We start from the raw sequence: 25,828 nt of genomic DNA on the forward strand, positions 1-25,828 counted from the left end.
CGGAGACCGATTCCGTCGCAAGAACCTGTCTACCGATGGCTCCACGTCCTTATCAAAAGCTGTCCGCTATGGACGGTACGCCCGTGTCATCCCGAACCGCCCCCGGATCCTTGCTGAGATCACCTCAATGATCCTCGGCTACGACGTCTTCGATCCACTGGAGGTCATACCGGAATTCACGGCCGACGTCGGCGTCAAGAGAGGCGAGAAGGTCGACTACGCGATCGTGCGGGGCGGCGAGGTACAAATCCTCATCGAATGCAAGCAGCCACGCGATTCCCTAAAAATTGAACACGCGTCTCAGCTCTATCGATACTTCTCCGTCACGAATGCGCGTATCGCCATCCTCACCAATGGGCAGACCTACCACTTCTACACCGACCTCGATGCCCCCAACAAGATGGACGCCAAGCCCTTCCTCGTACTGGACTTGGAGGATATTGACGACGCCCTACTGCCGGAACTGCGCAAGCTTACGAAAGAGGTATTCGATCTAGAGTCGATCATCAGCGCGGCCGAAGAGTTGAAGTATCTCGGCCAGATCAAGCGTTCGATGGCTGCGCAGTTTAAGGAGCCTGAGGATGAGTGGGTCAAGTTCTTCGCCACGAGAGTATACGACGGCTCATTTACCCAAAAGCGGCGCGAACAATTCAGGTCACTCGTCGCCAAGGCCGCGTCGCAGTTCATCAGAGATCAAGTGAACGAACGACTGAAGGGCGCACTCTACACAAGTCTCCCCACGCAGGCCACCGAATCTCCCGCCGAGGTGCTCGAAAGCGAAGAGGTCGCACTGAGCGATGTCGCCCGAGACACAGAGGTGGAAACCACACTAGAGGAATTGACCGGCTACCAAATCATCAAGGCGATCGCGTGCAGTGAAGTCAAGCCCCAACGTATTGTTGGCCGCGACGCCAAGTCATACTTCGCAGTGATTCTCGACGACAACAACCGCAAACCCATCGCTCGGCTGCATTTCAACGGGAAGGCGCGGAAGTACGTTGGCACGTTTGATGCCGACAAGACGGAGACTCGTCATCTAATCAGCTCTATTGACGACATCTATCTTCATGCTGACGCAATTCGCGACGCAGTAAGAGCTTTCATGGGCGACGGGAACCACAAAAAGCTTTGAGCAGTACGCCGCTCCCTTTGATGTCTGAACATCCAACGAAGCCAGGCGACCTGGAGTATTAACCTCGATCCTTCTTGGGGGCCGTCCAGAGGAGCCACTACAGGCGAGCGGTTGACACCCGGAAGGTTGTCATGTGGTACGGGAATGGTCGACGTGGAGGATCACAAGTTCTTCCGCGACGGCCTCCCCGTCCGCCACAGGTCCAGGCCGACGTTACGTAGCGCCTTGAACCCTCGAAAAGAGCGCCTAGATGCTCCGGCATCGATCTTGACCTAATTTCGCCGCCGGACCGTTGGAGCGCTGGTTACTCCTCGTCCTCGCCTTGGCCGGCAAGCTGCGGTCGGTACTTCACGATCCACTTCTCGACATCCGACGCCACACCTTGCCCTGTTGCACCTCGGCGATCGGCGCCAGGAACGACCGGTGCGATGTGATCGCGTAGACGCGCTGCCGGCTAATCCCACCCAGTCGCACCAGAATCTTGTGGGCACCCATGAGCCGCATGATCGCGACGGTAGGCGCCCGCACGAGAGACCGGAGCATCGCCGGCCGACCGCCACCGAGGTCCCTACGAGGGCTCCTGGTCGATCTCAGCCACGAAGACGCCGAGACCTTGCCGGCCGATAAGTTCGCCAGCCTCGATCATCGAGTCGATGGCTCGCCGGACGGTCGCTGAGGTGGTCGAGTACTGGGCCATCAGCTCGCGTGTCGTCGGGAGCTTCTGCCGTGGTTGGAGCAGGCCGGCCTTGACCTGGGCACGGAGGTCGTCCCGGATCGATCTCCACAACGGCACGACGTACGGCATGGTCTGCTGATCCCTCACACGTGAGTCGTCGAGCGCTAGTTACTCCTCGTCGTCGCCCTGGCCGGCAAGCTCCGGTCGGTACTTCGCGATCCACTTCTCGACGTCCGAGGCGCGCCACACCTTGCCCTGTTGCAGATCGGCAATCGGGGCCGGGAACGACCGGTGCGACGTGATCGCGTAGACGCGCTGCCGGCTGATTCCGCCCAGCCGCATCCGGATCTCGTGAGCACCCATGAGCCGCATGAACGCGACGGTAGGCGCACGTCAAGAGGCACGAGTCAACTTGTCGTACGTCAACATGCGGTGTGCTCTTGACGAGTACTGTTGTCATACGTCAAGGTACCTCGCATACGTTTGAGCAGCAAGTTGGGCTGGCAGATCGGCTCTCGGGTTGTCCGCCCCGGCACCACCAGCACCAGCAGCACACCCCCTACGAAGGAGTTCGGCGTGACAGTGTCGGAAGCGGCGACGACAGACGTACCGACGGATGTGGAAGGTGACCTGGCCACGGGTGTGGAGGGTGCGGCGTGGGCCGCAGAGCGGGTCTGTGGCGAGTTGCGTGAGGCGTACCTGACGGTCGCGGCGGCGGCCGTGCTGCTCGGCCGGGCCGGTGACGGGTCGATGCACCCGGAACTGCGCCTGGCCCGCCGCTGCGGTGAGGAGGCCCTCGACCTGGCCAGCCACGTCGAACAGTTGCTCGGCAGCGGGCTGGCCCGGCTACGGGACCAGATCGGCGGCGGTGACGTGACCAGCATCGGCCGGGTCGTCGCCTCGCTGGACGAGTCACGTACCCAGTTCGCCGAGGCCGCCGAACGCCTCGCCGGGCTCCCCGGCCGGCTCCGCGCCGCCGAACGGCAACTCCGGGACGACGAGGACCCGAGGCTGCGGATCGTCGGCGTCACCGAGGACTGGTCGCAGGCGGCCGACCACCTCGGCCTGCTCACCGACAACCTGACCGAGGCGGTCGCCGCGCTCGCCACGTACGCCGATCGGATCACCGGCGCAACCACCACCTGACCCAGACTCCCCCGACCGCCGGACCCCCTGCCGGTGGTCGGGGGCCCGAACTGGCCCGGGGCGGGTGCCGGGCCACCGGCCGCCGCCGCATCCGGAAACGGCGGCGGACGACCCCGCCCGCCTCGGCGCCGCCTGATCGCGAGAGGAACCGATGATGAGCGTGACCAGCAACAACAGTGCCCCGATGCTCTACCGCGTCGGGCAGCGGATCCGGTCCTACCAGGTCCGCGCCAAGACGTTCGGCCGCCGGTGGCGCGGCCTCGACCCCGACGAGGTGTACGCCTACCTACGCCAGGTCGCCGACGAACTCGACCAGGTACTCCGCTCCGAATCGATCGCCCGCGCCGATGCCGAGCGCATCCGCCAGGGGCTGCGCCAGTGGCAGACCCGGCACACCCGGTGCTACCTCAACGAACAGCAGCGGCGCACCGCCGCGACCAGTACCCCGAATCGCGGCCCCTGGTGACCAGCCCTGCCCGGCCCCACCCCGGCCATGATCCGGTAAACGCCGGCCTGCTGGGGCAGGCCGACGATTACGTGATCACGGGCGCCGCCGACCCGGCCTCGGACACGCCGTGCCCCGGGCCGGCGGCGCCCCGACCGCCCGGTTGGTGGTACGCCTACCGCGACGCCATCCCCGACTGGTTCACCCCATATCTACGGCTGGAGGCCGTCGCGCATCGGCTCCGCGAACACGCCGACCTGCTCGTCCCCGGCCTCCTCCAAACCCCGGAGTACGCGTACGCCGTCTTCCAGACCCGCCTCGCCACAAGCGACGACGACCGCGACCGCCTGACCGAGGTACGCCTACACCGCCAGCGTCTGCTCCGCCGACACCTACCCCCACCACCCCGCCTCGACGTGATCCTCTCCGAAGCGGTACTGCTCCGGGTCGTCGGCGGCCGTGCCACGATGGCCGGTCAGCTCCGGCGACTGTGCGAGGCGTCCGAACTGCCGTACGTCACGATCCGAGTCGTCCCACTCGCCGCCGGCGCCCACCACGGCGCCGTCGCCGGAGCGTTCACCCTGCTCGACTTCCCACCCGACAACGAGCCACCCGACCCGTCCGGCGTCCCGTCACCCGACAACGAGCCACCCAACCCGTCCGCCGTTCCGTCAGTCGACGACGGGCCGACCGCCGTGCGGCCAGCCGACGAGGGGAGCAACGCCGGCCCGTCGTCGCTCGTCTACCGCGAGTTCCTGACCGGGGCGCTCTATCTCGACGACGTCACCGAGGTCGACGCGTACCAGCGGATCTGGACCAGCCTCGACACCCTCGCCCTCGACGAACACCAGTCCCGACACCTCATCGACACGATCCGCAGGGAGGTCCACCATGGCTGAACCGACAACAACCGGCGTCCGGTGGCGCAAGAGCAGCCGCAGCGGCGACAACGGCGGCAACTGCGTCGAGGTCGCCGACAGCCTGCCCACACCGCCCGGCCAGGCCGAGATCCCGGGCGGTGTCGGAGTCCGGGCGAGTGTCGGAGTCCGGGACAGCAAGGACCCGACCGGCCCGATCCTCCGCTTCTCCCCCACCGCCTGGACCACTTTCCTCCACCACACCCCCGGACGTCGCTGAGCCGCCGGCCGGCCGGCGACAGTGGCGGTGACGACGGCAGCCGGCCTTTTCCGGCCCCGCCGCCGGCCACGCGTCAGCTCCCGCTGATACCGATCCTGGTCACGGCCGGTGCTCACCCAGGGCGACTGGCGGGCGGTCAACGGTCGGTACCCAGAATCGCAACTTCCCGCCGCGTTGATCCTCGAACATGCCGCCGTTGGCCTCGATCACCCTGCGGGATGCCACGTTGTCCACGTCGCAGGTAAGCAACGCGGACTCGATGCCCAAGCCGTAGGCCACCGGCAACGCGGCGCGCAGCATCGCGGTGGCATGGCCGCGACGTCGCGCCGACGGCCGCACGTCGTAGCCGATATGGCCGCCGATCTCCCGCAGCCGCGGGGTCAGGCGGTGCCGGATCGCGAGGCGGCCGAGGTAGTCGTCGTCCTGGACCCACCAGAGCGTGGTCGACGGCACGTGGCCGTCAGGTCGGGGCGAATCCTCCAGGGCCTGGGACCGCAACCAGTCGACGTACGCGGCGAATTCCTCAGGTGCCGCCCAGCGGTCCCCGAACTCACGCAGCTCGGCCCCGATCATCGTGTTATCGCCGGAACTACCGCGCCCCTCGGCGCGGAACTCGGCCATGGCGGCGACGAACGATCGATGCACCCGTACGACGGGCGGACTCAGCTCTGACACACCGGCATTCGTACCGAATCGGCCACGCCCTCGCATCCTCAATTCGGCGTCGGTCCTCGGTCCGCACTCCCAACCGGGCGGCCAGCGCCGGCGTCACAGTGCGTCTGTGTCGCCCGGGGCAGCCACTTGCGGGTGCGGCGATTCCGCGGGCTCGGGCCTGGGGAGGCGCGAAAGGCTCGGCACGGCATAGGGTCGGCCCGGCACGGTGACCTTCGTGAGACCAGGACGGGCGAGACATGGACCGAGGCACTCGCGGCGAGATGCTCGCCCGCCTGGCGGAGGCGGTCGGATCCGTCACGGTCGCACACCCGACCCGGGTTGCCGTCGACGGACCGCCCGCCGCCGGCAAGACCACCCTCGCCGACGAGCTGGCCGTCGTCCTACGTGCGCAGGGCCGCGACGTCATCCGCGCGACGATCGACGACTTCCTCTTCCCCCGGGCACAGCGCTATCCGCGCGGCGAGTACTCGGCCGAAGGCTGCTACTTCGACGCGCACGACCACCAGGCGCTGAACGGGGTGCTGCTCGATCCGCTCGGCCCGGGCGGAGATCGACGCTTCCAACCCACGGTGTACGACCACAGCACCGATACCGCGCTGTCCCCGCCGCCCACGACCGCCCCGGCCGACGCCGTGCTGGTCTTCGACGGCGTCTTCCTCCTGCGCCCGGAACTGATCGACCGGTGGGACCTGCGCGTCTTCGTGTCGACGTCGCTCGAGAAGACCGTGGACCGTGCCATGATCCGGGAGCGCCGGGTGTCCTCTCAGGCCAACATCGAGCGGCGCTGGCGCGAGCGTTACATCCCCGCCCAACAGCTCTACTTCGCCACGGTCCACCCGACCCGGTACGCCGACATCGTCGTGCACAACGACGAGCCCCAGCTACCGGTCTGGGAGTTCCGGACACCCTGACCGCACGGCAGCTCAGGAAGTCGACCGACGGCCACGGGTTCGAGGACTCGCGGTCGGTGGTGAGGGCGTTGCCGATCGCGGGCAGACGTCTACTTTCGGGTGACGCGCGCGACCCCGCGCCCACCCCAGGCTGGTGCCGTCGCGAACCGTCGACTCCAGCGTGGCCCCGATGAGCGCTGGCCGATCCGCAGCGCCGGGAGGAACTTCGAGTGAGTACACGACCACGTCGACGGCGACGCTGGGCATGGCTGGCGGCCGGCCTGGGCGTCCTGGTGCTGGCGGTGGGTACGACGCTGGTACTGGCGTACCCGTCGGTTGCCGCCACGACCTGCCCCCGGTGCTACGGGCTCGTGCCGGTGCGGGACGGACTCTATGCAGAACCCGACCTGTCGGACGCCGACCGGCAGCGACTCGTCGAGATGCACCGCGACGCCGTCGCGCGGGTCGACGCCTTCTACCAGGGGCGCCGGAGCCAGCCGACGGTGCTCGCCTGCCTCACCCGCGACTGTTACCGACGGATCGGTGGTGGCGGCGAGCGGGGGGTCGCGGTACGCAACCAGGCGGTGATGCTCTCGCCCCGGGGCGTCGACCCGGTGATCGCCGCGCACGAGCTCTCGCACGTCGAGTTCCATGTGCGCCTCGACGCCCCGCGTGACCAGATTCCCCAGTGGTTCGACGAGGGACTTGCCGTCCTGGTCTCGAACGACGAGCGCTACCTGTTGCCGCCGACCGCCCCGGACCGCTGCCGCGACGCCTCACCGGAGCCACTGCCCCGGACGTTGACCGCATGGCTCTCCGCTGCCAGCGCGGACGAGCAGGTGTACGCCAGAGCCGCCTGCCGGGTGTACCGGTGGGTCGACGCACACGGTGGCCCACCGGCCGTGCTCGACCTCGTCGACCGGCTCAACCGCGGCGAGCCCTTCGCCACACTCGTCCAGGACTGAGTCAGGTGTCGCGGCGCACGGTCAGGGCCCAGGCGACGCCGACGAACAGCAGCGCCCAGCCGGTGAGCACAAGCAGCCCGGCACCCCGTCCCAGGGCGGTGGCCGGGTCGGCGGCCCGGCCGAGGAAGCTGAGCGTCGCCTCGTGCGGGAGAAACCTGACGACCTGCGGGAACCGTCCGGCAAGCGTTGTCGACAGCACCGGCAGGGTGAACAGGACGGCCAGCGGTGTGACGAAGCCCCGGGCGAGGAACGCGGAACCGAAACCGACCAGGCTCAACAGCAGGTAGGCGGTCAGCAGCGCGAGCAGGTCCGTGACGGGGCGGCCCGTCGCGGTACGGCCCGGGGCGGACCCGCCCGCGACGACGTGCTGGACGAGCAGCCCGGGAAGCACGGCGGGGATCGCGGCGACGAGGGCGACCACGGCCGTCGCGGCCAGCTTCGCGCCGAACCATCGGGTACGGTCCGGCACGGCGGCCAGGCTGACCCGGAGCTGACCGCCGTGGTACTCGGTGCCGGCCGCGACCGCCGCGATCGCGACGAACACGTAGACCGGGGCGAGCATCAGCGTGCCGACCTGGCCCACGGCCACCTCGCCGTCCGGGGAGGCGATCCGGACGGAGTCGGTGCCGGCGACGATGCCGAGCACCGTGTTCGCGACCGCCGTGAGCCCCAGTGCGATCCAACTGGCCGGCAACGTACGGATCTTGGTCAGTTCCGCGGTCAGCGGGGCCCTCACCGCGCGTCCCTGCGGTGCAGCAGCAGTCCGGCGGCCGTGACGGTGAGCAGCGGCCACAGCAGCAACACCACCAGGGCGTGCACCGGGCCGGCGCTGAGCCGGGAGTCATCGGGGTTGAGCAGCAGGTTACGCCCGGCACTGAGCGGAAACAGCGCATCCAGCGCGGGCAGGTGCAGGGCGAGCACCTGGGTCATCGTCACCGCGATGAGCGCCACCGAGGCGATGATGCCGATCAGCGTGCTGCGCGCGACGAGCGTGAGGGCGTACCCCACCAGGGCCCACAGCACGGCGAAGGTCAGGAACCGTGCCTGCCCCAGCAGCGCGTCGCCGCTGACCACGACTCCCGGATCCCAGCCCCTGACGGCGGCCCACATGAAGGCGGCGCTGACACCCGCGATCACCAGCGACACGAACAGCAGGTACGCGGCGACCGCGACGGTCTTCGCGAAGACCAGTACGCCCCGGCGGGGAACCGCCAACACCGACCACCCGAGCTGACGGGCCCGGAACTCCTGGCCCGCCAGCACCGCCGCCAGACCGGGCAGGAACAGGCCCATCTGGAACGACGACGAGACCAGGAAGTCGACGATCGCCCGGTGCGCCGGGCGTGGCTGGCCGACGAACAGCTCGATCAGGCCGTCCGGGGTGATGTCGGCGACCGCCGTACCGGTCCGCCCCAGGTTCGCCACGACGATCAGCAGGTGCAGGGCGAGGATGCCGCCGGTGACGATCCAGGTGACGCGCAGCGTGAGGATTTTGGTGAGTTCCGCGCGGACGGCGGCGGCCACGGCAGTCACCGTCCCGGACCCTGGTCGGCGGTGAGCGCGAAGAAGGCCCTCTCCAGCGACCCGTGCCCGGCGGTGATCTCGTCGAGTGGGCCGCGCGCGGCGATGCGCCCCCGGGCGATCACGACCACCTCGTCGGCGGTGTCGGCCATCTCGGTCATCAGGTGGCTGGACAGCAGCACCGTACGACCTTGGGCCGCCTGGTCGCGCAGGAACGTCCGCACCCAGCGGATCCCGTCGGGGTCCAGGCCGTTGACCGGCTCGTCGAGCACGAGGATCTCCGGATCACCGAGCAGCGCCGCGGCCAGCCCGAGACGCTGGCCCATACCCAGCGAGTACTTCTTCACCCGTTGCCTGGCGACCCCGGCGAGCCCGACCAGGTCGAGCACCTCGGTCACCCGCCGCCGGGGAATCCGGTTGGACTGGGCGATCCAGGTCAGATGGTCGACGGCCCGCCGCTCGGGCACCGGCCCGGCGCCGTCCAGCATCGCCCCCACCGTGTGCAGCGGGTGACGCAACCTCCGGTACGGCCTGCCGTCGACGAGCGCGGTCCCGGCGTCGGCCCGGTCCAGTCCCAGCAGGATGCGCAGGGTGGTGGACTTGCCGGCGCCGTTCGGGCCCAGGAACCCGGTCACCCGGCCGGGCCGGACGGTGAAACTGACGTCGTCCACCGCGACCCTGGAGCCGTAACGTTTGCTGAGCTGGGCTACTTCGATCACCCGCCCAGAATCGCGGCCCCGGCCGGCACCTCGCGTCCCCCGGAAGTAGACAGCGTGGTTCAGCGCTGATCGTGCAGCAGGCCCGCCTCGTAGGCCAGCACGGCCAGGTGGGTGCGGTCGCGCACGTCCAACTTCGCGAAGGTGCGGCGCAGATAGGTACGGACCGTCTCCAGGCTCAGGAACAACTCGTCGGCGATCTGCTGGTTCGAGTAGCCGCGCGCGACGTACCGGATGACCTGCACCTCCCGCTCGGAGAGCAACTGCCCGGCGAAGTGGTGCCGGCGCTGGGGCCGGCGCTGCGCGAACGTGTGCAGCATCCGCGCGGTGACCTCCGGCGCGAGCATGGCGTGCCCGTCGTGTACGGCCCGGACCGCTCGCAGCACCTCCTGCGGGGAGGCGTTCTTGAGCAGGAATCCCGAGGCGCCCAGCACCAGCGCCTCGTGCACGTAGTCGTCCAGGTGAAACGTGGTCAGCATGATCACCCGGGTGTCGGTGGCCGGCAGGATCCGCCGCGCCGCCTCCAGCCCGTCCGCGCCCGGCATCTGCACGTCCAGCAGCGCCACGTCCGGCTTCAGCGCGAGGCACAGCCGGGCGGCCTCCGCACCGTCGGCGGCCTCCCCGGCGGTGCGGAACCCCTCGGTACGGTCGAACAGCTTCCGGTAGACCCCGCGGAAGCGCGCGTCGTCGTCGGCGAGCAGGACCGAGATTCCCACCGTCAGACCTTCCGCATCGGTAACCGCGCCTCGACCTCGAAGCCGCCCTCCGGGGTGCCGCCCCACGCCACCGTACCGCCGAGGGCCGCGACGCGTTCCCGCATGCCGCGCAGGCCGTACCCGGTACCGCCGGAGGCCGGCGCCGGCCCGGGTGCGCCGCTGTCTCGTACCCGTACGGCGATCTCCTTTCCGGTTTCCCACAGCTCGACGGTGCAGCGGGCCCGCGGAGCGTGCCGCACCACGTTGGTCAGCGCCTCCTGCGCGATCCGCACCACCGCCACGCCGATGTCGGCGTCGACCGGGCCGTGCGGTTCCAGTCGGGCGTCCACGGAGACTCCGGCAGCACGGGTGGTGGCGATGATCGCCGGCAGCCCGTCCAGTGTCGGTCCGGGATCCCGCAGGGTACGCACCAGGCGTTGCGTTTCCTCAAGAGCGCCTCGGGCCTGCGACTCGATGTCGGCGAGCGTCTCGCGCAGTTCGGCCTCGCCCGCGTCCGGCAGTGCCCGGACCACACCGGCCTCGGCGGCGATCACCCCGAGTGTGTGCCCCACGACGTCGTGCACCTCACGGGCCAGGTCCACCTGTAGCCGCGCCCTCTCCGCCGCCCGCTCGGAGAGCATCCGCCGGCCCACGGCGGTGCCGACCAGCCACGCCAGGCACAACGCGGCCGTGGCCACGGCCACCCGCGCGCCGAGGCCGGGCGAGACTCCGATGACCAGGACGAATCCGGCGAGCATGCCGACCAGCGTGGTCACCAGCGTCCGGACGTACGGACCGCGTTCCACCGCCACCAGGTACAGACACCAGGCGGTGGCCAACATCGGATCCTGACAGACGTCGAGGGCCGCACCCACCAGGGTCGTCGCCGCGACCGCCGCGGTCGTCGCGACGGGCGCCCGGCGGTTGAGCACAAGCGCGGCACCGGTCAGGGCGGCCAGCACGATCCCGGCACAGATCCGGGCCCAGCCACCGGCCGTGATGGTGGACGGCACCCACAGCACGGCGACCACCAGGACCGCGACCAGGAGGTTTCTGCGCAGCAGCACCGTCACCCCGCTCATCTTGCCAGCGCACATGCCTGCTCGAAGCGCCATGATCGGGTGCGTGCACCGACATCGCCCGCGGCGCCGGCGACCCGCCCGGTGCTGTGGTTCGCGGGCAACGGTGAGAGCCGAAAATCTCCGTCGGATTCGAGCCCTGTTCGGATAGCATCCGCGTGATTCTCTGCGGGAAGGAAGACCGTGCAGACAGGTGTTCGTAGGTCAGCGGCGTCGGGCCTCGTCCTCGTCACCGCGATGAGCCTCTCGGTCGCTGGCTGCGGCATCAGCGGGACGCCTCTCGGCAGAGCAGCCCCGCCCAGTGCGACCTCCACGCCGGACGCCAGCCAGTTCAGCCCGGTGGAGAAGTTGGTGGACGCGGCTGCGAAAACGAACCAGGGACTCATCACCGTCGTCATGCGGGTCCCCGGGATCAGGACCGAAGCCAGAATGGATCCCGATGGCAGGAAAGCCCGGACGAACATCTTCTTGGAGGATGTGGCGGGCGACCTCTTCGAGGTCGAAGTGATCCAGATCGGCGCTGATCTGTACCTGCGGCTGCCCGACGTACCCGGTCAGACCAGCTGGATGCACGGCGGTGCCGCAGACTTTCCACCGGACAGCCCTCTTCGCGCGCTGCGCGAGAGCGACCACAGTCGCGCCGCCGACCTCGCCAACTGCGTCGTCAGCGCGGACCGGAAGGGCGGGCACGACTTCACCGGCCTGCTGGACCTCACCCGTTCGCGCAACGTCCCCCAGAAGCTGCTCACCGAACTCGGCCCGAAGGCCAAGGCGGTTCCGTTCCGGGCGCGCACGAGCCGCGACGGTAGCCTGCACGAATTCACCGTCGAGCTGCCGAGCGTGCTGCCAGGGTACGACGAGATCAGGTACACCTACAGCAGGATGGACACGTTCGACGTCGAGCGTCCCGACGCCTCCCAGGTCACCGAGCTGACCGACTCCCTCACCGACCGCTTCGAGGTGTGACCAGCCGCCGCGACGCTCCCCGCGTCGCGGTGCTCCACGTTGCCGTACCGCCGATCCTGCGTCCGTGGCGTCGACCGGACATCGACCGTTCGGCGACGTTTCCGGCCCGACGTAGGTTGTCCCGTCGTACGTCGGATTGATTGTCTTGCCCCCGTTGCGCGGTACGGGTGGAGACGGGAGCAGGCATGGTCGCGGCGCAGGAGACAACACTGCGGGAGTTGTTGGAGGGCGCGAAGCAGTACCAGGTGCCGTTGTACCAACGGACCTACTCGTGGGGGTCTGACCAGCTCAGGCGGCTGTGGGAGGACATCGTCAAGCTGGCGGAGGACCGGGTCGAGGACCGGAGCGCCACGCACTTCATCGGCTCGGTCGTGCTGGCGCCGAGCCCGTCGATCGGCCCGGCCGGTGTCTCGGAGTTTCTGGTGGTGGACGGCCAGCAGCGGCTGACCACCCTCTCCATCCTGCTTTGCACCATCCGCGACCACCGCGCCCAGCACGAGGGTCCCGAGCACCGCGAACGGATCACCGAACAGTTCCTGATCAACAAGTGGCGGTCGGAGCGGCAGCGGCCGAAACTGCTACCCACCCAAGCCGACCGGGCGGCGTACCTGGCCTGTCTGGACTCGACTCCGCAGGCCGGCGGGAGCGATCCGGTCGGTGCGGCGTACCGGTTCTTCGGTGACCAGCTCGCCGCGTACGACGCCCCCGACGATCCGCTGGACATCGAGCGTATCGAGGACGCGGTCATCTCCGGGCTGGCGCTGGTCTCGGTCACCGCCCAGGCCGGCGACAACGTCTATCGGATTTTCGAGTCGCTGAACAACACCGGGTTGCAGCTCAAGCAGGCGGACCTGCTGCGCAACTACCTCTTCATGCGGCTGCCGACCCGGGGTGAGGCCGTCTACGAGTCGCTGTGGCTGCCGCTGCAGAGCCGGCTCAGCCGCGAGGAGTTGGAGCTGCTCTTCTGGCTCGACCTGGTGCAGGCCAACCCCCGGGTCAAGCAGTCGGACATCTACTCGGCCCAGCAGGTGCGGCTGCACCGCATGCGCACGGAGGAGGAGATCGAGGCCGAGGTACGCCGGTTCGGCCGGCTCGGCCTGCTGCTCCGGGTCATCCTGCACCCCGAGGACGAGGCCGACCCGGAGGTGCGGCATCGTCTCGCCCGGCTCAGCGCCTGGGGAACCACCACCGTCTACCCGCTCCTGCTGCACCTGCTCGACCGCCGGGACCAGCAGAGCGCCACCTCCGCGCAGATCGCCTCGGCGATGCTCCACGTCGAGAGCTTTTTCGTCCGGCGGCTGGTCATCGGCCGGGCCACCGCGAACATCAACCGGATCCTGCTCTCGATCGTCACCGAGATGAGCCGTGACCTGCCGGTCGACGAGGCGGTCCGGGCGTACCTGTCGACCGGTCGCAAGTACTACGCCACCGACGCCAGTGTCCGCGCCGCGGTCCGGACCATGCCGTACTACCTCAACGGCCGCCCCCACCAGCGCAAACTTGTCCTGCAGTGGCTGGAGGAGTCGTACGGCGGCAAGGAGCCGGTGAGGCCCGACAGGCTGACCATCGAGCACGTGCTGCCGCAGACGCCCACCCCGGAGTGGCGGCAGCTGCTGAGCGAGGATCTCGATCCCGACGAGAACTTCGCCGAAGCGCACGAAGGGTTGCTCCACACGCTCGGAAACCTCACCCTCACCGGCTACAACTCCGAGTTGAGCAACAGCTCGTTCACTGTGAAGCGGGCAATGCTGGCGAAGAGTGGACTCGCCCTCAACCGGGAGATCGCCGACCGGGAGCGTTGGGGACGCCCGGAGATCCAACACCGGGCCGACGCGCTCGCCGAACGCATCATCACCAACTGGCCCGGACCCACCTCCGCAGCGGCGGACACCCGGTCGGAGGTGCCCTGGGACATCATGAACCGGGCGCTCGCCGAGCTGCCCGCCGGCTCCTGGACGACGTACGGCGACGTCGCCGCCCTCATCGGCAGCCATCCGGTCCCGGTCGGGGCACGGATCGCCAGTCACCCCACCCCGAACGCGCACCGGGTGCTCCAGGTCGAGGGCACCATCTCGCCCAGCTTCCGCTGGCCGGAGCCGGGCCGTACCGACGACCCGCGCGAGCTGCTGAAGGCGGAAGGGGTGCAGTTCGACAGGTACGACCGGGCCAACCCGGCGCAGCGGATCGTCACCGAGGAACTGGCCCAGCTGATCGGGATGACGCCGGAGGACCTGCCCCGTCCCCGCGTCGACCGGGACGTCCGGTTCGCCGAGCAGCTGACAGAGCTGCTGAGCCCGGAGGTCGCCGACGCCACCGCGCAGGTGTTGGAGGCCTGGACGGACCTCGGCGGCGTCTTCGGCTTCGGCACCGGCGGGGAAACCTCCTGCTTCCTGCTGGCCCGGGACAAGGGCCACCCGCTCGGCAACATCTGGCCAGCGACGATCTATCCCAGCGGCAAGTTCGAGATCGTGTTCCAGCACCTCAGCATCCGTACGCCGTTCGACGACATCAGGCTGCGGGAGGAGTTCCGGCAGCGGCTGAACACGGTGCCGGGGGTGGAGATCGCCGCCGCGAAGCTCGCGCTCCGGCCCGGCTTCCCGCTCACGGTGCTCGTCGACCCCGAGGCCCGCAAGGCGCTCATCGAGCAGCTCCGGTGGTTCTACGAGCAGGCCCAGGCGGACGATTCCGACCTCTGATCACCGGCTGTGCCGGAGAGTCACCTTCGGGACTCTCCGGCGCCCGGAGCTGCGTGCTACGGAACGCTGCCTGCTGCTATCTCGGGGTGCCCGGGGACTGGCCGGTCGGCCTGGGAGGCCCGGCGGTTGACCACGAACAGCTGTCCGAGGTGCTCGACCTGGCCCGGCATCTGCGGTAGCCAGGGATGATGCGGCAACCGACACTGTTCCTGACCGTGGGACTTCCGTGTACCGGGAAGACCACCGCCGCCCGGCGCATCGAGGTCGAGCAGAAAGCGCTTCGTCTCACGAAGGACGAGTGGGTGAAGGCTCTCTACCGGCACGAGAATCCGCCGTCGGCTCAGGACGTGATCGAAGGACGACTCATCGAGATCGGGCTACGCGCCCTCGAACTCGGCAACAACGTCGTGATCGACTACGGACTGTGGAGTCGAGACGAACGCTCCGCCCTACGGCAGGCAGCAGCAGACGTCGGCGCAGCGGTGCAGATACGCTATTTCGAGGTGACCCGGGCCGAGCAGCGTAGACGCCTGGACCAGCGCCAAGCCGAGGCGCCACACACGACGTGGCCGATGTCCGACGAGGAACTGGCTGAGTGGGCGGCCACCATCGACATCCCCACGCCAGGCGAACTCGACGGCAGCGAGCCGATCGACGACCCGCCGGCGGGATTCGCGACCTGGGACGAATGGCGTACCCACCGCTGGCCGCCGTCGGTTTCCTGACGCCTGCTCCTCGCGACGCCGCCACGACCACTCGTCTGGCTTGGGGCATGGGTCGGCGCGTGAGCGACAGGATGCGTCGGAGCCCCGGGAGCCGCCTCTGCGGCTGGCCCGGGGCTCCGCCTCTCGGAACGGCTGCCCGCTGCTATCTCGGGGCGTCGTCCGGGGACGGGCAGGTCGCCGTCGGGGTGGTGGGTGAGCTGGTCGGATCGGCCGGCCTGGCGGACCCGTCTCTCGGGTTCTGCACGCTGCCGCCGACGCCCAGGCCGCCGGTGACGGTGTGCTGTGGCTGCCCGACGGCGTCGTACGCGGTGAGTGTCACCTGTTCCGGGCCCTCGTAGAACCCCGAGACCGTGTGCCGCTCCGGCGGCAGCGGAGTGGCCCGGCGCTGGGCCCAGAAGAGGGTCCAGCCGGTGGCGGCGTTCCGGGAGGTCTCGGCGTCTGTCGCGGCTCCCTCGGAGGCGACCGTGATGCGGTGCGCCGTCCTGGTGTAGAGCCCGACGTCGAGGACGGTGTTCGGCCCGAGTTCGAGTTGGCTGCTGAGGAACTGACGGGGCGGATCGTCGGCCCGCTTCCCTGCCAGGTCCCCGCTAGGGTCGCGCACCTCCAGCGTCGTGTCCCACACCTCGACCGTGCCGGCCTGCTGATCGCGGAAGGCCACTGCGAAGCCGGGCTCGTCGATGGTCCAGGTGAGGCCGATGAGGACGTCGTATCGGAGGTTCCTGCTCGGTACGTCGAGAACGGCACCGGTGTCGACCAACGTCCCGAGGGCGTTCGTTCCGCTGGTCGGACCGTCCGGTGGGCTCGGGCAGGATGACGTCCCCGACGACGGCGGCCCGGCGACGTCGAAGCCCGGGGTCGCGGCGTTGACCAGCCTGACCGTGGAGACGGTACCGGCCGCGACGGCGATCACGGCGGCGGCGGCCACGGTCCGACGCCAGGTCCGGATCCGGTGGGCGCGGCGCCGGACCAGGTCCGGTGAGATGTGTACGGCCACGTCCGTGGTTTCGGCGTTGAGGGCGTGACGCAAATCGTGGATGTCTCGCATCAGGACTCCCTGGGTCGGGTCGGGGCTCCCACCCGCGACGGCAGATCGGTTGACCTCGACGGCTCGACGAGGTCAGGCTCGACGAGGTCAGGAGAGACGCGCAGCTTGGCGAGCGCGCGGGCATTGGTGCTCTTCACCGTGCCGCGCGTGACGCCCAGCTCGACGGCGGTGTCCTGCTCGGTGAGGTCGAGGAAGTAGCGCAGCACCACCACGGCCCGTTCCCGGCGGGTGAGCTGGCGCAGCGCACGCATCACGCTGTCCTGCTGCGCGAACCGGCCGCCGTGGTCCACACCGTCGGTCACGTCCGGCACGACGGCGCTGAGCGTCTCGCGTTGGCGTCGCAGCCCACGCCACCAGTCGGTGTGCAGGTTGACCATGGTTCGGCGGGCGTACCCGAAGCCGTCTCCGGGTCGTATTCGGTGCCAGGCCAGGTAGACCCGGGCGAGCACCTCGGCGACCAGATCCTCCGCCTGGGCCCGGTTGCCGCCGGTCAGCAGGTATCCGACCCGGTACAGTCGATGGGAGCAGGCGCGGACGAAGTCGTCAAAACTTTCCGGTTCCGGCATTGGCCACCTTTCGTTCGTGTCTGCAGGACGTACGAGTCGGATGCGCGGAAAGGTTGCGCCGGCCGCTCGGCAAGCTCTGTTCGGCAGCGGCCTGCCCCGGCGGCAGCGGTTCGTCGTTTGGACAACGTGCCTGAGAGTCACCGTGGTGACTCTCAGGCACATCGCGAACTGTGGGTGGCGCCTCGGCCCGGCTGGTCCGTACACGTTCGGGCTGCCCGCCCACCGCACGCTGGCCGGACTGGAGGACCGGCGTGCCGGGCGTAGTCTCGGCTCATGGATGCCGTCCTGCCGGTCCTGGTGCTCGCCGTCACGCTGGCCGCGATCCTGGCCGGGCTCAGCTGGTTGGGCCTGCGGGTACGACGCCGGGGCGCGGGCGGCGACGTCATGGGACCGTTCGAGGAGATCTGGCATCCGGCGGCCCACCGGTACCGTGCCGAGGTCCGGGTGCACGAGCAACGTATGCTGCCGACGCCGTCAGCCGCCGACCCGGATCGTCAACGGGAATCAGCCTGAGACTGCCGGGAATGGTGCACCGGGGCGGCCAGCAGGTCATGCTCTCAGGTGCCGGTGCTCTCCAGGACCTTCTTCAACAGGGCGAGATCGCCGCTGACCAACGCGGTGTCCCGCTCGAACTCGGCGTCGGTCATCCCGGGCGTACGGCGCAGCGTGAAGACCACCTCGCAGCCGTCGCCGTCGGCGATGGCGCGTAGTGGCACGTACACCTTCGCACCGGAGGGCGTCAGCACCTCATAGTCGAGCACGCCGTACCGGTTGTCCGGGGCGAACATCACGCGGGCCCGCCCCTCGGGCGTCTCGACGAACCACTTGTCGTCGACTTTCACCACCAAGCTGCCCAGCCCTGGCGCCCACCGGGGCAGGTTCGCCGGGTCGGAGGCGAACGAGTACACCTCCGCCACCGGCCGGTCGATGTACACGCTGAGGTGGCGGGATTCCGGTCGCATCGACAGATGGTGTCACGGGTGCGCCCGTCCGGCTGTACTGCCGCCAGCACAGGGGTCGAGTGGGCCTCCATTTCGGGGTGCCCTAGAGGGCCGGGGTGAACAGGGCGGCCCCTTGACGGCCGCCTCCACAGTGACAGCCATGAAACCGGTGGACGTCGCCCGGGTGGCGGTGCTGGCCGTCTGTGTCCTGGCAGCCGGCGTGTTCGGTGGCTGGCAGGGGTGGCGGACAGCCACCGTGGCGCCACCCGCGCCGCCTCCGGTGTGTCCGCTCGTCCGGCCCGAGATATTCACCCTCCTGGCACCCGGCCACGGTCCGCTGCGCACGGAACAGGGTCAGGCGCCCGGAGAGCGGTGGAACTACTGCATCGCCGAGGGCGAGACCGGGGCCGACGGCCGACGTGGCGAACTCGCTGTCGGGGTCACCCGCTACGGCCGTAGCGGGGGGCGAGGACCGAGCTGTCTCGCCCGCGACGGGCTCAGGCCGGCCCTCAACCGCCAGAACCATCCGGTCGCGCTCGGCGACGCCGCGGTCTACTGGCTCGAGGGGTCCCCGGACACCGGCCGTGTGCTCCGCCTCACCGCCTGCTCCGGTACCTACCGGGTGGCCGTCGAGTACGCGGCGACGGGCATCGGGGATGCGGCCATCGTCGAGGCCGCGGTCGCCGTCGGGCAGGAGGTGCTGGCGAAACTATGATGCTGCCGCCACCACTCCCGCCGATCCCGCACGATCGGAGCAGGAACCCCGTACCCGGGAAACCGCTGCGCCCCAGCTTGCTGGCAGCGGCGCTGGTGTCGATCGTCGTCGCGGCCGGCGTGCTCGGTTGGCTGGCTGGTCAACTCGCCGCCCCCGTCGTCTGCCGGTGGCAGAGCACCATCCTGGACGAGACGAGGCAGCCGCCTCCGCTGCCGCCGCTGCCACGACCCCCGTTCGCGGACTGATCACCGGGCGCTGCCGGCCGGCCTCGTCAATCCTGATCAAGGAACGGTGCTGGCAGAGACGGATATCCACGGTAGTGTGGATGTCATGGTTGCGGTCCATGACGAGGTGCCGTTCAGCGAGTTCCTGCACCGTCCCGGTGCGGCCGCAGAGCGCCTGAACGTGGTACGCGCGCTGCGGCTCCGCCGCCGCGACGCCGACGATCTGGCCCTGATCCGGGCCGACCAGATGGAACGCGAAGCTGTTGTCGTCGACTTCACCGCCCGCCTGCTGGCCGGCCTGGTCCGCACCGGCTCCCTGGACGTGGTACGCCGAGTTCTGGTCGACGCGCTGCCCTGGGTCACCTTTCTCCCGGAAACGGACGTCGACCAGCTCCTCTCCGAACTTGTGGCGGTAACCCAGGGGGCCGCCTCGTTGGACAACCTGACCCCGATCGCGGTGCTGCTGGCCCAGTGGCGGCACACCGCCGAGGTGTACAGCGACCCCACCCTGCTGGAGATCCTCAGCCGTGAGCCCGAGGGCGACTTCGGTGCCGTGCCGCCGCCCGCGGATGAGGAGCGATGAGTCCGAAGCGTGGCGACCGGGCGGCACCGCCGCCGATCGGCGCGGAATACGACCTCAGGTTCGCCAACTCCTCGGCAGCCGTCGGCTGGGAGGAACTGGCCCGTCAGGCCGCCGGCAACCTCCGGCGGGCGTACGACGCCATCCGGGCCAATCCGAGGGCGAAAGCAGCGCCGGAGCGCCACCACCGCCTCAAGGGCTCGCTCGCCAGCGGCGCGTGGAAGGGCCAGCACCTTGAACGCTGGCAGTACGAGGTCACCGCCGGCGAACGGATCTGGTATCTGGTCGACGACAACGCCCGGACCGTCTGGATCACCTACGCGGGCGTTGGTCACCCCAAGGAAACTGACTGACACCCCGCCCAGGTGGGCGTGATCCGCTCCGGCTTTCGGATGCGGCGCGTCAGGCGGTGGCGGAGGCGGACGGGGTGCCGTCTCCGCCGCTGGCCTCGGTCTCCTGGGGCTCGCCTGCCGCGGCGGCGAAGGCACGCGACGCGCGGATGATCGTCAAAGCGTCGGGCCGGATCCGGGCGATGTCGAACAGAAAGCCCGGTAGCTGCCGGGCCAGTGTCGGATACTCGCTGTCGCCAACGAGTCCAAGCCGACGTTCGAGGTCTCCGCCCGAGAGCAACTCCCAGGCCAGATAGCTGCGGTACGCCGCCTTGAACGTGTGCGGCGGGTTCCAGACCGCTTCCGCCAGCGGTCGGATACGACCGATCCCCGCCCACGGGACCGGTGCCGACGATTCGGAACGGGTCAGATGTACGCCGTCCGGCCCGAGCAGCGCCAACGGCTCCCGGGACCGCACGTACCCCGCCACCGCGGCAACGGCCATCACGATCCCGAGCAAGAGAAAGACCCAGGGTCCGAACCCGGGCAACGGAAAATCCTGGCCGCGCGCGAAGTTCCAGAAACACGCTGCGGAGACGAACGGCCGCCAGACCCACGAGAGCAGCGGCCTACGAAGGTGGATCGCCACCGGCGTCGGCGGAGGGGTGACGCGTTCCTCATCGGCCAACCACCCGAGGTTGGCGGCTTCCACCCTGGCCGGTGACCGGCTCAGCCGGCGGGCGGCCACGAACAGCAGTGCCAGAGATAACAGCAGGACAACGACCGGCACCATCCACTCGACCGCGCCGCCGGCTGCGGCAACCGGACCGGACCCGCCGGCCGCGCCAGCGGCGACCACCAACGCGATGAAGCAACCGTGGAGCAGGGCCACACGCGTCAGACGCGCACGCCCCGCCCAGGCCACCGCCGCGCCTGCCACCGCCGGATCCGGGTACCCTTCGCCGCGTCCCGCCCGCCGCCGGACCTCGGCCCGCACGTCCGCCGGCAGTTGGCGCCACCGACGATCGCCCGTCGCCCGCATGACCACACCACCCCGTTGTCGTCTGTCGGCAACTCCCAGAGCTTGCCGGGCGGCCTCGCCGTTCCGAAACCGCCGAACGCCGGCACATCTCTGGCTGGTCGACCGCTTCGGGAGTTGACGGCCGCGACCCGGCTATCCGGCCGGCCGGGTCGCGTAATCCGCGAGTGACGCCCCGAGGACCTCGAAGGCGACCCGGGCCTCGCGGGTGATGGCCTCGGCGATCGAGTTGTTGTCGTCGCCGGCGAGGGTACGGCGCATCGTCTCCTCGAAGAGCAGCCGGTGAACGCCGGCCAGCAGGGTGGCGGCGACCCGGGGCATGAGGTCGCCGTCCGGGGCGCCGGTCTCCTCGGCCAGGGTCGCGGCGAGGACTCTCTCCCGCTCGTCGTGGAACTCCCGTAGGCGGGCCACCAGCGCCGGACTGTCGATGATCATGCGGGCGAACTCGGGGCCGGAGAACCCGACGACCGGATCGTGCCCGGCCACGGCGGCGAGGTACGCCCGGCGCAGGGCGGCGAGCGCCGACTCGCCCGGTTCACGTTCGCGGACGGCGGCGGCCAACTGCTGCACGAACACCTCGCGCATGTCCAGGGCCAGGTCTTCCTTGCGCGGGAAGTAGTTGGTGACGGTCATCTTGGCGACCTGGGCGGCGGCGGCCACGTCGGCGATCGTCACGTTGTCGAAGCCCCGTTCGAGGAACAGCCGGGTGGCCTGGTTGGAGATGTTCTCCCTGGTCAGCTGCTTCTTCAGGGCTCTGAGGCCGGTGCTCTGCACGGTCATTCCGCCACTATACATGGGTCGGGCCTAAGTTTTTTCTTGACATGCTTCTAGGCTCGACCTAAGTTTGTACCCGTGCTGGTGAGCGGCCGGCACGGAAGGAGCAGCCCCGCATGGCGATCAACCCAGGCAATCGCACCGCCGCCCGCCAACGCGGCATGGGACAGGCCCGACGTCCCTGACCGCCCGCCGCGACCACCGCACCGCCCAGCGTCAACCCGGAAGGACACCGCGCTTGCCCGTCACCACCCGCACCACGCCCGCCGGTCCCACCACCGACGCGGTGGCCGACTATCTCAGGGCGATCGGCCGCACCCCGCTGCTCGCCGCCGAGCAGGAGGTGCGCCTGGGCGCCCGCATCGAGGCCGGCGCCCTGGCCCAGCGGCGGCTGGACGAGGACGGCGACCAGCTCGACCCCGCCGAGCGCGCCGAACTGCGGCGGCGCGCGGCGGACGGCCGACGCGCCAGACAACAGATGGTCGAGGCCAACCTCCGGTTGGTCGTCTCGATCGCCAAGCGGTACGCCGTCGCCGGCGGACTACCCCTGCTCGACCTGATCCAGGAGGGCACCATCGGGATGATGCGCGCCGTGGAGAAGTTCGACCACCGGCGCGGGCTGAAGTTCTCCACCTACGCCACCTGGTGGATCAAGCAGGCGATCGGCCGCGCCCTGGCTGACCAGAGCCGCACCATCCGACTCCCCGTCCACCTGGTGGAGGTACTCAACCGGGTCATCCGCACCCGCCGTACGCTGGCACAACAGCTCGACCGGGAGCCCACTCCCGCCGAGATCGCGGCCCACCTCGACCTACCGCCGGAGAAGGTGGAACAGCTGCTGCGACACAACCGCGAACCGGTCTCGCTGCACACTCCGGTCGGCACCGACGGCGAGGCCGAGTTGCGCGACCTCATCCCGGACGACGCACCCGACCCGGCCATCACGGTCGCGACCCGCTGGCGGCGTCGGTACCTCGACAATGTGCTGGGCACCCTCACCGAGCGGGAGGCCGCCGTGATCCGCCAGCGGTACGGCCTGGACGACGACCATCCCCGCACCCTGGACGAGATCGGCCGGAGACACGGGCTGACCCGGGAACGCATCCGCCAGATCGAGAGCGCGGCGATGCGGAAATTGCGCCACCCCACCCGCGCCCGGGTACTGGCGGACCTGGCGTAACCCGCCACCCCCATTCAAAAGCACCGACCATCTCACCGCGAGGAGATACCGTGACCCCCGACCCCACGATCCTGCACCCGCTGCCCGCCCACGACCGCGTGGTGTTCCTCAAACCGTTGGTCACCTCGCCGAAGATCGTGGTGGGCGAGTACACCTACTACGACGACCCGGACGACCCGACAGCGTTCGAGCACCGCAACGTGCTCTACGGTTACGGGCCGGAGCGGCTGGTCATCGGCAGGTACTGCGCGATCGCCGCCGGCACCCGGTTCCTGATGGCCGGCGCCGAGCACCCCACGATCGGCGTCTCCACGTTCCCGTTCACCATGTTCGGCGGCGTCTGGACCGACCGGACGCTGGACATCGTCACCGGCCTGCCGAGCCGGGGCGACACCGTGCTCGGCAACGACGTGTGGTGCGGCTACCAGGCCACCATCATGCCGGGCGTACAGATCGGCGACGGCGCCATCATCGCCGCCGGTGCGGTGGTCACCACCGACGTACCGCCGTACACCATCGTCGGCGGCAACCCCGCCCGCCCGATCCGGCAACGGTTCGACGACCACGACGTCGAGCTGCTGCTCCGCGCCGCCTGGTGGGACTGGCCCGTCGACCTCGTCACCGAGCACGCCCGCACCATCATGGCCGGCACCCCGGCGCAGATCGCCCAGATCGCCGCCGAGCACCTCCCTCGGCCGCCGGAGCGTCATTCCGCGGATGCGGCGGGTAGGGTGTGGCAGGCCGCGATCGACTGACCACTCTGGAGGTCCGCCGTGCCGCACCTCGCCCTCGCCAACAGTTTCTGGGAGAGCTGGGAGCTGCTCGAAAAACCGGTCCGGGCCGGCGTACGCAAGGCGATGGCGAAGTTCCAGCAGCTCAGCATCGCCGAACTGCACGCCGACAAGGGCCTGCACCTGGAGTCGGTGAACAACGCCCGCGACCCCCGGATGCGGACCATCCGGGTCAGCGACTTCTGGCGCGGCGTGGTCCTCGCCCCCGACGACGGCAGCGACACGTTCCTGCTGCTCAACGTCGTCCCGCACGACGAGGCGTACGGCTGGGCGGCGAAACGCCTCTACACCGTCAACAGCGCCACCCGGGCGCTGGAGGTCCGCAACGTCGTCGCCCTCGAACAGCTCACCCCGGCGCTGGAGAAGGCCGCGAAGACGGCACCGAGCCTGCTCTTCGCCACCCACTCCGACAAGACGCTGCGCCAGCTCGGCATCGACGACCAGGTGCTCCGCGCGGTCCGGACGATCATCGACAAGCCGCAACTGGAAGCGTTCGGCACCCTGCTGCCCGAGGACCAGTTCGAGGTCCTGCAGTACCTCGCCGAAGGCAACACCCCGGACGAGGTGTACCGGGACATCGTCGCCGAACGCCGTCCCGCCGACGCCGACGAACGCGATCCGAGCAGCGACAGCCTGGCGATCGCGATCGCCAACACCAGCAACCGGATCACCCTGGTCAGCAGCGCCGACGACCTCGCCGACATCCTGGAGAAGCCGTTCGCCGCCTGGCGGGTCTTCCTGCACCCGTCCCAGCGCCGGGTCGCCTACCGGGCGACGTACACCGGGCCGGTGCAGGTGACCGGCGGGCCCGGCACCGGCAAGACGGTGGTGGCGCTGCACCGGGTCAAACACCTGCTCGCCCGCTCCCCCGACCGTCGGGTGCTGCTCACCACCTACACCAACGCGCTCGCCCACACCCTGCGGGAGAACCTGGCGCTGCTGCTCGACAACGACCCGAAACGGCTCGACCGGGTCGAGGTGACCACCGTCAACGCGTACGCGGTGCGGGCCGTCCGGGACCTGGCCGGGCGGGTGCCGGCACTGCTCGGCGACGTCGACGAACGGCAACTCTGGCGTCGGGTCCGAAACCGGCTCGACCTGCCCTGGACCGAACAGTTCCTGGCCCAGGAATACCGGCACGTCATCCTCGCCCAGCAGGTCGAGGACCTGGCCGCGTACCAGAAGGTGGTCCGACGCGGCCGGGGCAACACCCTCGGCGCCCGTCAGCGGGAACGGCTCTGGCAGGCGGTCGAGACGTTCCGGTCCGAACTGCGGGCCACCGGCGCCAGCACCCACCTGCAGCTCTGCGCCGACGCGGCCCGGCTGCTCGCCGACGCCGCCCCGGCGACGGCGCACCGGTTCGACCACGTCGTCGTCGACGAGGCACAGGACCTGCACCCGGCGCAGTGGCGGGTGCTGCGCGCCGCCGTACCCGCCGGCCCCGACGACCTCTTCGTCACCGGCGACCCGCACCAGCGGATCTACGACTCCCGGGTCTCCCTCGCCGCGCTCGGCGTCCCCACCGCCGGCCGCAGCTTCCGGCTCCGGATCAACTACCGGAGTACGGAGGAGATCCTCACCTGGTCCACGCGGTTGCTCGACCACACCCGGGTCGAGGAACTCGGCGGCGACGGCACCGACAGCCTGGCCGGCTACCGGTCCCTGCTGCGCGGCCGGCAGCCGCACGTCGGCGGCCAACCCAGCGAGCAGGCCGAGGTCGCGGCCCTGGTCACCCAGGTCCGCCAATGGCTGGACCAGGGGGTACGCCCCAGCGAGATCGCCGTCTGCACCCGGTTCAACCTGCTGCTGGAGAAGGTCCGGGAGGCGCTCGCCGACGCCGACATCCCCGCCGTCCGGGTACGCGACCAACCGGCCGCCGACGTCGACGGGGTACGCCTGGCGACCATGCACGCGATGAAGGGGCTGGAGTTCCGCTGCGTCGCCGTGCTCGGGGTGACCGCCAGCGCCGTACCGTTCGGCAAGGAGGTCACCCCGGCCGACGTGGACCCGATCCAGCACGGCAGCGACCTGCTCCGGGAGCGCTGCGTGCTCTTCGTCGCCTGCACCCGGGCCCGGGAGGCGCTGCACCTGTCCTGGAGCGGTACGCCGAGCCCGTTCCTGCCAGTAACGGCCACGGGCTGAGCCTGCCGACCGTTCCAGGACCCCGGGCTGCCGCGCCG

At 69.8% G+C, this 25,828-nt stretch carries 31 protein-coding genes and 1 pseudogene; 19 read left to right on the top strand and 13 right to left on the bottom strand.

Going from position 1 to position 25,828, the window contains the following annotated elements:
* Window positions 1-1,132 (top strand): type I restriction endonuclease (locus ABGB05_RS23920; RefSeq protein WP_347655711.1); only part of this gene is annotated, 1,132 nt, incomplete at its 5' end.
* A gap of 568 nt (window positions 1,133-1,700) precedes the next feature.
* Here the strand turns inward: ABGB05_RS23920 and ABGB05_RS23925 are convergent.
* Both ABGB05_RS23925 and ABGB05_RS23930 read right to left on the bottom strand, forming a co-directional pair.
* Window positions 1,701-1,937: a GntR family transcriptional regulator gene (locus ABGB05_RS23925; protein WP_347655712.1), complete on the bottom strand. Its 237-nt coding sequence runs from the start codon at window positions 1,935-1,937 to the stop codon at window positions 1,701-1,703.
* Between the two features lie 39 nt (window positions 1,938-1,976).
* Entirely contained in the window at window positions 1,977-2,180 is a 204-nt protein-coding gene (locus tag ABGB05_RS23930) for a hypothetical protein (protein ID WP_347655713.1), read from the bottom strand.
* A 204-nt stretch (window positions 2,181-2,384) separates the two neighbouring features.
* On the opposite strand from ABGB05_RS23930, the gene ABGB05_RS23935 reads away from it, so the two are divergent.
* The 4 genes from ABGB05_RS23935 to ABGB05_RS23950 all read left to right on the top strand — a co-directional run bounded on the left by ABGB05_RS23935 (window position 2,385) and on the right by ABGB05_RS23950 (window position 4,536).
* Entirely contained in the window at window positions 2,385-2,954 is a 570-nt protein-coding gene (locus ABGB05_RS23935) for a hypothetical protein (protein ID WP_347655714.1), read from the top strand.
* Between the two features lie 154 nt (window positions 2,955-3,108).
* Window positions 3,109-3,420, top strand: a complete 312-nt coding sequence (locus ABGB05_RS23940; protein ID WP_347655715.1) for a DivIVA domain-containing protein — start codon at window positions 3,109-3,111, stop codon at window positions 3,418-3,420.
* Window positions 3,421-3,491: 71 nt separating this feature from the next.
* On the top strand, window positions 3,492-4,298 hold the full coding sequence (locus tag ABGB05_RS23945; protein ID WP_347655716.1) for a Scr1 family TA system antitoxin-like transcriptional regulator: 807 nt from the start codon (window positions 3,492-3,494) through the stop codon (window positions 4,296-4,298).
* The gene (locus ABGB05_RS23950) at window positions 4,291-4,536 is read left to right on the top strand and encodes a DUF397 domain-containing protein (RefSeq protein ID WP_347655717.1); all 246 of its coding nucleotides are present in this window, start codon (window positions 4,291-4,293) and stop codon (window positions 4,534-4,536) included. The genes ABGB05_RS23945 and ABGB05_RS23950 overlap by 8 nt, the downstream gene beginning before the upstream one ends.
* 99 nt (window positions 4,537-4,635) lie before the next feature.
* Here ABGB05_RS23950 and ABGB05_RS23955 read toward each other — a convergent pair whose 3' ends face one another.
* Window positions 4,636-5,211 carry a GNAT family N-acetyltransferase gene (locus tag ABGB05_RS23955; RefSeq protein WP_347655718.1) on the bottom strand — a complete coding sequence of 192 codons (576 nt, stop codon included), beginning with the start codon at window positions 5,209-5,211 and terminating at the stop codon, window positions 4,636-4,638.
* Between the two features lie 236 nt (window positions 5,212-5,447).
* On the opposite strand from ABGB05_RS23955, the gene ABGB05_RS23960 reads away from it, so the two are divergent.
* Both ABGB05_RS23960 and ABGB05_RS23965 read left to right on the top strand, forming a co-directional pair.
* Window positions 5,448-6,122, top strand: coding sequence for a cytidylate kinase family protein (locus tag ABGB05_RS23960; protein ID WP_347655719.1), 675 nt, complete (start codon window positions 5,448-5,450; stop codon window positions 6,120-6,122).
* A 209-nt stretch (window positions 6,123-6,331) separates the two neighbouring features.
* Window positions 6,332-7,066 (top strand): hypothetical protein, encoded by a 735-nt coding sequence (locus ABGB05_RS23965; RefSeq protein WP_347655720.1) that lies wholly within the window; start codon window positions 6,332-6,334, stop codon window positions 7,064-7,066.
* Between the two features lies 1 nt (window position 7,067).
* On the opposite strand, the gene ABGB05_RS23970 is transcribed toward ABGB05_RS23965, so the two are convergent.
* From ABGB05_RS23970 to ABGB05_RS23990, 5 genes and pseudogenes are all read right to left on the bottom strand, one after another.
* On the bottom strand, window positions 7,068-7,802 hold the full coding sequence (locus ABGB05_RS23970; RefSeq protein WP_347655721.1) for a hypothetical protein: 735 nt from the start codon (window positions 7,800-7,802) through the stop codon (window positions 7,068-7,070).
* On the bottom strand, window positions 7,799-8,599 hold the full coding sequence (locus ABGB05_RS23975; RefSeq protein ID WP_347655722.1) for a hypothetical protein: 801 nt from the start codon (window positions 8,597-8,599) through the stop codon (window positions 7,799-7,801). Before ABGB05_RS23975 ends, ABGB05_RS23970 begins: the two co-directional genes overlap by 4 nt.
* An 86-nt stretch (window positions 8,600-8,685) precedes the next feature.
* Window positions 8,686-9,306: pseudogene (locus ABGB05_RS23980) on the bottom strand (ATP-binding cassette domain-containing protein); the annotation flags it as partial.
* Window positions 9,307-9,365: 59 nt separating this feature from the next.
* Entirely contained in the window at window positions 9,366-10,019 is a 654-nt protein-coding gene (locus ABGB05_RS23985) for a response regulator transcription factor (protein ID WP_347655723.1), read from the bottom strand.
* 2 nt (window positions 10,020-10,021) lie between these two features.
* Entirely contained in the window at window positions 10,022-11,080 is a 1,059-nt protein-coding gene (locus tag ABGB05_RS23990) for a sensor histidine kinase (RefSeq protein WP_347655724.1), read from the bottom strand.
* Window positions 11,081-11,314: 234 nt separating this feature from the next.
* Between ABGB05_RS23990 and ABGB05_RS23995 the strand changes: the two genes are divergently transcribed.
* The 4 genes from ABGB05_RS23995 to ABGB05_RS24010 all read left to right on the top strand — a co-directional run bounded on the left by ABGB05_RS23995 (window position 11,315) and on the right by ABGB05_RS24010 (window position 15,464).
* The gene (locus ABGB05_RS23995) at window positions 11,315-12,043 is read left to right on the top strand and encodes a hypothetical protein (RefSeq protein WP_347655725.1); all 729 of its coding nucleotides are present in this window, start codon (window positions 11,315-11,317) and stop codon (window positions 12,041-12,043) included.
* 185 nt (window positions 12,044-12,228) lie between these two features.
* On the top strand, window positions 12,229-14,739 hold the full coding sequence (locus ABGB05_RS24000) for a DUF262 domain-containing protein (protein WP_347655726.1): 2,511 nt from the start codon (window positions 12,229-12,231) through the stop codon (window positions 14,737-14,739).
* Window positions 14,740-14,792: 53 nt separating this feature from the next.
* Window positions 14,793-14,918, top strand: coding sequence for a hypothetical protein (locus ABGB05_RS24005; RefSeq protein WP_347655727.1), 126 nt, complete (start codon window positions 14,793-14,795; stop codon window positions 14,916-14,918).
* A gap of 9 nt (window positions 14,919-14,927) precedes the next feature.
* Window positions 14,928-15,464 (top strand): ATP-binding protein, encoded by a 537-nt coding sequence (locus ABGB05_RS24010; protein ID WP_347655728.1) that lies wholly within the window; start codon window positions 14,928-14,930, stop codon window positions 15,462-15,464.
* 142 nt (window positions 15,465-15,606) lie between these two features.
* Here the strand turns inward: ABGB05_RS24010 and ABGB05_RS24015 are convergent, their stop codons facing one another.
* Both ABGB05_RS24015 and ABGB05_RS24020 read right to left on the bottom strand, forming a co-directional pair.
* A complete protein-coding gene (locus tag ABGB05_RS24015; protein WP_347655729.1) occupies window positions 15,607-16,509 on the bottom strand; it encodes a hypothetical protein in 903 nt (300 codons plus the stop codon).
* Entirely contained in the window at window positions 16,509-17,075 is a 567-nt protein-coding gene (locus ABGB05_RS24020; protein WP_347655730.1) for a SigE family RNA polymerase sigma factor, read from the bottom strand. Before ABGB05_RS24020 ends, ABGB05_RS24015 begins: the two co-directional genes overlap by 1 nt.
* Window positions 17,076-17,348: 273 nt before the next feature.
* Here ABGB05_RS24020 and ABGB05_RS24025 point away from each other — a divergent pair, with 273 nt between their 5' ends.
* On the top strand, window positions 17,349-17,588 hold the full coding sequence (locus ABGB05_RS24025) for a hypothetical protein (RefSeq protein ID WP_347655731.1): 240 nt from the start codon (window positions 17,349-17,351) through the stop codon (window positions 17,586-17,588).
* A gap of 44 nt (window positions 17,589-17,632) precedes the next feature.
* Here the strand turns inward: ABGB05_RS24025 and ABGB05_RS24030 are convergent, their stop codons facing one another.
* Window positions 17,633-18,037: an SRPBCC family protein gene (locus ABGB05_RS24030; RefSeq protein WP_347655732.1), complete on the bottom strand. Its 405-nt coding sequence runs from the start codon at window positions 18,035-18,037 to the stop codon at window positions 17,633-17,635.
* A 139-nt stretch (window positions 18,038-18,176) separates the two neighbouring features.
* Between ABGB05_RS24030 and ABGB05_RS24035 the strand changes: the two genes are divergently transcribed.
* The 4 genes from ABGB05_RS24035 (at window position 18,177) to ABGB05_RS24050 (ending at window position 19,888) form a co-directional block, all read left to right on the top strand.
* Complete coding sequence (locus ABGB05_RS24035) at window positions 18,177-18,731, top strand: hypothetical protein (RefSeq protein WP_347655733.1); 555 nt, start codon at window positions 18,177-18,179, stop codon at window positions 18,729-18,731.
* Window positions 18,728-18,976, top strand: coding sequence for a hypothetical protein (locus ABGB05_RS24040; protein ID WP_347655734.1), 249 nt, complete (start codon window positions 18,728-18,730; stop codon window positions 18,974-18,976). The genes ABGB05_RS24035 and ABGB05_RS24040 overlap by 4 nt, the downstream gene beginning before the upstream one ends.
* Before the next feature lie 85 nt (window positions 18,977-19,061).
* Entirely contained in the window at window positions 19,062-19,538 is a 477-nt protein-coding gene (locus tag ABGB05_RS24045; RefSeq protein WP_347655735.1) for a hypothetical protein, read from the top strand.
* Complete coding sequence (locus ABGB05_RS24050) at window positions 19,535-19,888, top strand: hypothetical protein (RefSeq protein ID WP_347655736.1); 354 nt, start codon at window positions 19,535-19,537, stop codon at window positions 19,886-19,888. The genes ABGB05_RS24045 and ABGB05_RS24050 overlap by 4 nt, the downstream gene beginning before the upstream one ends.
* A gap of 49 nt (window positions 19,889-19,937) precedes the next feature.
* Here the strand turns inward: ABGB05_RS24050 and ABGB05_RS24055 are convergent, their stop codons facing one another.
* Both ABGB05_RS24055 and ABGB05_RS24060 read right to left on the bottom strand, forming a co-directional pair.
* Window positions 19,938-20,804 (bottom strand): hypothetical protein, encoded by an 867-nt coding sequence (locus ABGB05_RS24055; protein ID WP_347655737.1) that lies wholly within the window; start codon window positions 20,802-20,804, stop codon window positions 19,938-19,940.
* Between the two features lie 234 nt (window positions 20,805-21,038).
* Complete coding sequence (locus ABGB05_RS24060; protein WP_347655738.1) at window positions 21,039-21,683, bottom strand: TetR family transcriptional regulator; 645 nt, start codon at window positions 21,681-21,683, stop codon at window positions 21,039-21,041.
* Window positions 21,684-21,915: 232 nt separating this feature from the next.
* On the opposite strand from ABGB05_RS24060, the gene ABGB05_RS24065 reads away from it, so the two are divergent.
* From ABGB05_RS24065 to ABGB05_RS24075, 3 genes are read left to right on the top strand one after another with little or no spacing between them, the layout of a single operon-like run.
* Window positions 21,916-22,857 carry a sigma-70 family RNA polymerase sigma factor gene (locus ABGB05_RS24065; protein ID WP_347655739.1) on the top strand — a complete coding sequence of 314 codons (942 nt, stop codon included), beginning with the start codon at window positions 21,916-21,918 and terminating at the stop codon, window positions 22,855-22,857.
* A 50-nt stretch (window positions 22,858-22,907) separates the two neighbouring features.
* The gene (locus ABGB05_RS24070) at window positions 22,908-23,612 is read left to right on the top strand and encodes a CatB-related O-acetyltransferase (RefSeq protein WP_347655740.1); all 705 of its coding nucleotides are present in this window, start codon (window positions 22,908-22,910) and stop codon (window positions 23,610-23,612) included.
* A gap of 18 nt (window positions 23,613-23,630) precedes the next feature.
* Entirely contained in the window at window positions 23,631-25,790 is a 2,160-nt protein-coding gene (locus tag ABGB05_RS24075) for a UvrD-helicase domain-containing protein (RefSeq protein ID WP_347655741.1), read from the top strand.
* Window positions 25,791-25,828 lie beyond the last annotated feature (38 nt).

The sequence above is a fragment of the Plantactinospora sp. B5E13 genome (assembly GCF_039871775.1).
Classification (GTDB): Bacteria; Actinomycetota; Actinomycetes; order Mycobacteriales; family Micromonosporaceae; genus Plantactinospora.

Bases quoted from the DNA above. Each gene is read 5' to 3' on its own strand.
- ABGB05_RS23930 (WP_347655713.1), bottom strand. From the start codon at position 2,180: ATGCGGCTCATGGGTGCTCACGAGATCCGGATGCGGCTGGGCGGAATC.
- ABGB05_RS24060 (WP_347655738.1), bottom strand. From the start codon at position 21,683: ATGACCGTGCAGAGCACCGGCCTCAGAGCCCTGAAGAAGCAGCTGACC.
- ABGB05_RS24035 (WP_347655733.1), top strand. From the start codon at position 18,177: ATGAAACCGGTGGACGTCGCCCGGGTGGCGGTGCTGGCCGTCTGTGTC.
- ABGB05_RS23990 (WP_347655724.1), bottom strand. From the start codon at position 11,080: ATGAGCGGGGTGACGGTGCTGCTGCGCAGAAACCTCCTGGTCGCGGTC.
- ABGB05_RS23950 (WP_347655717.1), top strand. From the start codon at position 4,291: ATGGCTGAACCGACAACAACCGGCGTCCGGTGGCGCAAGAGCAGCCGC.
- ABGB05_RS24020 (WP_347655730.1), bottom strand. From the start codon at position 17,075: ATGCCGGAACCGGAAAGTTTTGACGACTTCGTCCGCGCCTGCTCCCAT.
- ABGB05_RS24050 (WP_347655736.1), top strand. From the start codon at position 19,535: ATGAGTCCGAAGCGTGGCGACCGGGCGGCACCGCCGCCGATCGGCGCG.
- ABGB05_RS24010 (WP_347655728.1), top strand. From the start codon at position 14,928: ATGCGGCAACCGACACTGTTCCTGACCGTGGGACTTCCGTGTACCGGG.
- ABGB05_RS24015 (WP_347655729.1), bottom strand. From the start codon at position 16,509: ATGCGAGACATCCACGATTTGCGTCACGCCCTCAACGCCGAAACCACG.
- ABGB05_RS24040 (WP_347655734.1), top strand. From the start codon at position 18,728: ATGATGCTGCCGCCACCACTCCCGCCGATCCCGCACGATCGGAGCAGG.
- ABGB05_RS24030 (WP_347655732.1), bottom strand. From the start codon at position 18,037: ATGCGACCGGAATCCCGCCACCTCAGCGTGTACATCGACCGGCCGGTG.
- ABGB05_RS23940 (WP_347655715.1), top strand. From the start codon at position 3,109: ATGAGCGTGACCAGCAACAACAGTGCCCCGATGCTCTACCGCGTCGGG.
- ABGB05_RS23995 (WP_347655725.1), top strand. From the start codon at position 11,315: ATGAGCCTCTCGGTCGCTGGCTGCGGCATCAGCGGGACGCCTCTCGGC.
- ABGB05_RS23960 (WP_347655719.1), top strand. From the start codon at position 5,448: ATGGACCGAGGCACTCGCGGCGAGATGCTCGCCCGCCTGGCGGAGGCG.
- ABGB05_RS24025 (WP_347655731.1), top strand. From the start codon at position 17,349: ATGGATGCCGTCCTGCCGGTCCTGGTGCTCGCCGTCACGCTGGCCGCG.
- ABGB05_RS24045 (WP_347655735.1), top strand. From the start codon at position 19,062: ATGGTTGCGGTCCATGACGAGGTGCCGTTCAGCGAGTTCCTGCACCGT.
- ABGB05_RS24000 (WP_347655726.1), top strand. From the start codon at position 12,229: ATGGTCGCGGCGCAGGAGACAACACTGCGGGAGTTGTTGGAGGGCGCG.
- ABGB05_RS23925 (WP_347655712.1), bottom strand. From the start codon at position 1,937: ATGCCGTACGTCGTGCCGTTGTGGAGATCGATCCGGGACGACCTCCGT.